Source organism: Streptococcus sp. 3613, assembly GCF_013277375.1.
GTDB classification, from domain to species: Bacteria; Bacillota; Bacilli; order Lactobacillales; family Streptococcaceae; genus Streptococcus; species Streptococcus pseudopneumoniae.
The window spans coordinates 41,574-47,573 of record NZ_VMMV01000031.1 but is presented as its reverse complement, the minus strand read 5'-3'; the positions used below and the strand labels follow the sequence as shown (position 1 = coordinate 47,573).

Genomic DNA, 6,000 nt, shown 5'->3' with positions numbered 1-6,000 from the left:
GAGGCATCGTTGTTGGTGGCGCTATTACTAGACCAAAAGAGATTACAGAACGCTTCGTTGCTGGTCTTAAATAAGATGTGAGGGGGGAGTTTTATATTTAAAGTTTTACAAAAAGTTGGAAAAGCTTTTATGTTGCCTATAGCTATACTTCCTGCAGCAGGTCTACTTTTGGGGATTGGTGGTGCACTTTCAAACCCAACCACGATAGCAACTTATCCAATACTAGACAATAGTATTTTTCAATCGATATTCCAAGTAATGAGCTCTGCAGGAGAGGTTGTATTCAGTAACTTGTCACTACTTCTCTGTGTGGGATTATGTATTGGCTTAGCGAAACGAGATAAAGGAACCGCTGCGTTAGCAGGAGTAACTGGTTACTTAGTTATGACTGCAACGATCAAAGCTCTGGTAAAACTTTTTATGGCAGAAGGATCTGCAATTGATACTGGAGTTATTGGAGCATTAGTTGTCGGAATAGTTGCCGTATATTTGCACAACCGATATAGCAATATTCAATTACCTTCCGCTTTAGGATTCTTTGGAGGTTCACGCTTCGTTCCTATTGTTACATCGTTCTCTTCTATCTTAATTGGCTTTGTCTTCTTTGTTATTTGGCCACCTTTCCAACAACTTCTTGTTTCTACAGGTGGATATATTTCTCAGGCAGGTCCAATTGGAACTTTTCTATATGGATTTTTAATGAGACTTTCTGGAGCAGTAGGCTTACATCATATGATTTATCCTATGTTTTGGTATACTGAACTTGGTGGTGTTGAAACTGTTGCAGGACAAACAGTGGTTGGAGCTCAAAAAATATTTTTTGCTCAATTAGCCGATTCGGCTCATTCTGGATTATTTACAGAAGGAACAAGGTTTTTTGCAGGTCGTTTCTCAACAATGATGTTCGGTTTACCGGCTGCCTGTTTAGCGATGTACCATAGTGTTCCTAAGAATCGTCGTAAAAAATACGCGGGTTTGTTTTTTGGAGTTGCTTTAACATCTTTTATTACCGGTATTACAGAACCAATTGAATTTATGTTTCTATTCGTCAGTCCGGTTCTATATGTTGTTCACGCATTCCTTGATGGTGTCAGCTTCTTTATTGCAGACATCTTAAATATTTCAATAGGAAACACATTTTCAGGAGGTGTAATCGATTTCACTTTATTTGGAATTTTGCAGGGGAACGCTAAGACGAATTGGGTTCTTCAGATTCCATTTGGACTTATTTGGAGTGTTTTGTATTATATTATTTTTAGATGGTTCATTACTCAATTCAACGTTCTAACGCCAGGAAGAGGAGAAGAAGTAGATTCTAAAGAAATTTCTGAATCCGCAGATTCAACTTCAAATACTGCGGATCATTTAAAACAGGATAGCCTACAAATTATCAGAGCCTTGGGTGGATCAAATAATATAGAAGATGTAGATGCTTGTGTGACACGTTTACGTGTAGCTGTAAAAGAAGTTAATCAAGTTGATAAAGCACTTTTAAAACAAATTGGTGCAGTTGATGTCTTAGAAGTGAAGGGTGGCATTCAAGCAATCTATGGAGCAAAAGCAATCTTATATAAAAATAGTATTAATGAAATTTTAGGTGTAGATGATTAAGTACTTACTGACTTAATAAAAAATAGAGGAGAGTGATTGATGAGTAGGAAAAAATGAAAACGTATATAAATGCAAAGAACTCATTATCCAAGTTGGATACGCTTATAAAATAGGAGAATACAAATGAAATTTAGAAAATTAGCTTGTACAGTACTTGCGGGTGCTGCGGTTCTTGGTCTTGCTGCTTGTGGCAATTCTGGCGGAAATAAAGATGCTGGTAAATCAGGTGGTGACGGTGCCAAAACAGAAATCACTTGGTGGGCATTCCCAGTATTTACCCAAGAAAAAGCTGGTGACGGTGTTGGAACTTATGAAAAATCAATCATCGAAGCGTTTGAAAAAGCAAATCCAGATGTAAAAGTGAAATTGGAAACCATCGACTTCAAGTCAGGCCCTGAAAAAATCACAACAGCCATCGAAGCAGGAACAGCTCCGGACGTACTCTTTGACGCACCAGGACGTATCATCCAATACGGTAAAAATGGTAAATTGGCTGAGTTGAACGACCTTTTCACAGATGAATTTGTTAAAGATGTCAATAACGAAAACATCATACAAGCAAGTAAAGCTGGAGACAAGGCTTACATGTATCCAATTAGTTCTGCCCCATTCTACATGGCAATGAACAAGAAAATGCTAGAAGATGCTGGAGTGGCAAACCTTGTAAAAGAAGGTTGGACAACTGATGATTTTGAAAAAGTATTGAAAGCACTCAAAGACAAGGGCTACACACCAGGTTCATTGTTCAGTTCTGGTCAAGGGGGAGACCAAGGAACACGTGCCTTTATCTCTAACCTTTATAGCGGTTCTGTAACAGATGAAAAAGTTAGCAAATATACAACTGATGATCCTAAATTCGTCAAAGGTCTTGAAAAAGCAACTGGCTGGATTAAAGACAATTTGCTCAATAATGGTTCACAATTTGACGGTGGGGCAGATATCCAAAACTTTGCCAACGGTCAAACATCTTACACAACCCTTTGGGCACCAGCTCAAAATGGTATCCAAGCTAAACTGTTAGAAGCAAGTAAGGTAGAAGTAGTAGAAGTACCATTCCCATCAGACGAAGGTAAACCAGCTCTTGAATACCTTGTAAACGGATTTGCAGTATTCAACAATAAAGACGACAAGAAAGTCGCTGCATCTAAGAAATTCATCCAGTTTATCGCAGATGACAAAGAGTGGGGACCTAAAGACGTAGTTCGTACAGGTGCTTTCCCAGTCCGTACTTCATTTGGAAAACTTTATGAAGACAAACGCATGGAAACAATCAGCGGCTGGACTCAATACTACTCACCATACTACAACACTATTGATGGATTTGCTGAAATGAGAACACTTTGGTTCCCAATGTTGCAATCTGTATCAAATGGTGACGAAAAACCAGCGGACGCTTTGAAAGCCTTCACTGAAAAAGCGAACGAAACAATCAAAAAAGCTATGAAACAATAGTCCTTAGTTATTCTATAAAAAGTAGTTTTTTAAAGAAGCTAAGAGTGTATACCCCCTTTTCCCTCTACACAGATAGTGTAAGAAAAGGGGGCTTTTGTTTAAAATGTAAGAAACTGTCACGAAATTAAAATGAAGTTCTTACATAAGCGAATCATAAAAAATTTCATTTTGATTTTAAAACAGTTCAAGAAAGTCAAAAAATTATTCTATTTGAAAGAGAGGTGCCGACTGTGAAAGTCAATAAAATTCGTATGCGGGAAACAGTGATTTCCTATGCTTTCCTAGCACCAGTGTTGTTCTTCTTTATTATCTTTGTTTTAGCACCAATGATTATGGGCTTCATCACAAGTTTCTTTAACTATTCTATGACTAGTTTCCAATTTGTGGGCTTAGATAACTATGTCCGTATGTTTAAAGATCCTGTCTTTGCAAAATCTCTGATTAACACAGTTATTTTGGTTATTGGATCTGTGCCAGTTGTTGTTCTATTCTCACTCTTTGTAGCATCGCAAACCTATCACCAAAATGCTATTGCCAGATCCTTCTACCGTTTTGTCTTCTTCCTTCCTGTTGTAACAGGTAGTGTTGCCGTAACGGTTGTATGGAAATGGATCTATGATCCACTATCAGGTATCTTGAACTTTGTGCTTAAATCAAGTCATATCATTACTCAAAACATTTCATGGCTTGGTGATAAGCACTGGGCATTGATGGCGATTATGATTATTCTCTTGACCACTTCAGTTGGTCAGCCCATCATCCTTTATATCGCTGCTATGGGGAATATTGATAATTCACTGGTTGAAGCGGCGCGTGTTGATGGTGCAACTGAGTTTCAAGTTTTCTGGAAGATTAAATGGCCAAGCCTTCTTCCAACAACTCTTTATATTGCAATCATCACAACAATTAACTCCTTCCAGTGTTTCGCCTTGATTCAGCTTTTGACATCTGGTGGTCCAAACTACTCAACAAGTACCTTGATGTACTACCTGTACGAAAAAGCCTTCCAATTGACAGAATACGGCTATGCCAACACCATTGGTGTCTTCTTGGCAGTCATGATTGCGATCGTAAGCTTTGTTCAATTTAAAGTACTTGGAAACGACGTAGAATACTAAAGAAAGGAGACAGTTATGCAATCTACAGAAAAAAAACCATTAACAGCCTTTACTGTTATTTCAACAATCATTTTGCTCTTGTTGACTGTGCTGTTCATCTTTCCATTCTACTGGATTTTGACAGGGGCATTCAAGTCACAGCCTGATACCATTATGATTCCGCCACAATGGTTCCCTAAAATGCCAACCATGGAAAACTTCCAACAACTTATGGTGCAGAACCCTGCCTTGCAATGGATGTGGAACTCAGTATTTATCTCATTGGTAACCATGTTCTTAGTCTGTGCAACCTCATCTCTAGCAGGTTATGTATTGGCTAAAAAACGTTTCTATGGTCAACGCATTCTATTTGCTATCTTTATAGCTGCTATGGCGCTTCCAAAACAAGTTGTCCTTGTACCATTGGTACGTATCGTCAACTTCATGGGAATTCATGACACTCTTTGGGCAGTTATTTTGCCTTTGATTGGATGGCCATTTGGGGTCTTCCTCATGAAACAATTCAGTGAAAATATCCCTACAGAATTGCTCGAATCAGCTAAGATTGATGGCTGTGGTGAGATTCGTACCTTCTGGAGCGTAGCCTTCCCGATTGTGAAACCAGGGTTTGCAGCCCTTGCAATCTTTACCTTCATCAATACTTGGAATGACTACTTCATGCAATTGGTAATGTTGACTTCACGTAACAATTTGACCATCTCACTTGGGGTTGCGACCATGCAGGCTGAAATGGCAACCAACTATGGTTTGATTATGGCAGGAGCTGCCCTTGCTGCCGTGCCAATTGTAACAGTCTTCCTAGTCTTCCAGAAATCCTTCACACAAGGGATTACTATGGGAGCGGTCAAAGGATAATACTCTGCGAAAATCGAATGCAAACTAGGTCAGCGTCACCTTGCCATACTTAAGTATTGCCTGCGGTTAGCTTCCTAGTTTGTTCTTCAATTTTCATTGAGTATAAGAGAATATAGAGGTTATAAGTGTCTACAAAATGTTGGGTATTTGCTTACCTTAGAGATTTTGTCAGACACTTATCAACTTAAGAATGGTTTTAGTTAACTATCAGAAACGAAGGAAAGAGTATGATTTTTGACGATTTGAAAAATATTAGCTTCTATAAAGGGATTCATCCCAATCTTGACAAGGCAATTGATTATCTTTATGAACATCGTAAAGATTCATTCGAGTTAGGAAAATATGATATTGATGGTGACAAGGTCTTTCTAGTTGTTCAAGAAAATGTCCTAAATAAAGCTGAAAATGACCAGTTTGAACATCACAAGAACTATGCAGACTTGCATTTGTTGGTAGAAGGGCATGAATATTCGAGCTACGGTTCACGTATCAAAGACGAGGCAGTAGCATTTGACGAAGCAAGTGACATTGGTTTTGTCCATTGTCATGAACACTACCCACTCTTATTGGGTTATCACAATTTTGCGATTTTCTTCCCAGGAGAGCCACATCAACCAAATGGTTATGCAGGTATGGAAGATCAAGTTCGCAAGTATTTGTTTAAAATTTTAATTGATTAAAAATAGGATGAATTGTTTTTTTGTAAAGCTTTGATAATACTCTACCATGAAATTGATCTTTGTGAGGTAGAGAAATGAGAATAAAATATTTAAAAATTGGTATCTTCTTGTCAGTCTGTTTATTGCTAATGAGTAATATTTTACCTTCAATTGTGTATGCGAATGAAGTCTCGCATATCCAAACTATACAGTCAGAAATGGATCGAATAGATGCAAAATTATCTCAAAATTACTTGCTAACTGAACAAGAAATTAAGGATTTGGTGGAAGATAGCAAAGGAGTC

At 38.1% G+C, this 6,000-nt stretch carries 5 protein-coding genes; all 5 read left to right on the top strand.

The window, feature by feature from the left end:
• Nucleotides 1-93: 93 nt before the first annotated feature.
• The 5 genes from HT708_RS03975 (at nt 94) to HT708_RS03955 (ending at nt 5,716) form a co-directional block, all read left to right on the top strand.
• Nucleotides 94-1,611 carry a PTS transporter subunit EIIC gene (locus HT708_RS03975; protein WP_031233535.1) on the top strand — a complete coding sequence of 506 codons (1,518 nt, stop codon included), beginning with the start codon at nt 94-96 and terminating at the stop codon, nt 1,609-1,611.
• A 123-nt stretch (nt 1,612-1,734) separates the two neighbouring features.
• Entirely contained in the window at nt 1,735-3,063 is a 1,329-nt protein-coding gene (locus HT708_RS03970; protein WP_023936033.1) for an ABC transporter substrate-binding protein, read from the top strand.
• Nucleotides 3,064-3,314: 251 nt separating this feature from the next.
• The gene (locus tag HT708_RS03965; RefSeq protein WP_161802645.1) at nt 3,315-4,181 is read left to right on the top strand and encodes a sugar ABC transporter permease; all 867 of its coding nucleotides are present in this window, start codon (nt 3,315-3,317) and stop codon (nt 4,179-4,181) included.
• Nucleotides 4,182-4,196: 15 nt separating this feature from the next.
• On the top strand, nt 4,197-5,036 hold the full coding sequence (locus tag HT708_RS03960; RefSeq protein WP_001192006.1) for a carbohydrate ABC transporter permease: 840 nt from the start codon (nt 4,197-4,199) through the stop codon (nt 5,034-5,036).
• A gap of 227 nt (nt 5,037-5,263) precedes the next feature.
• Nucleotides 5,264-5,716: a YhcH/YjgK/YiaL family protein gene (locus tag HT708_RS03955; protein WP_000575436.1), complete on the top strand. Its 453-nt coding sequence runs from the start codon at nt 5,264-5,266 to the stop codon at nt 5,714-5,716.
• The last annotated feature ends 284 nt before the right edge of the window (nt 5,717-6,000 follow it).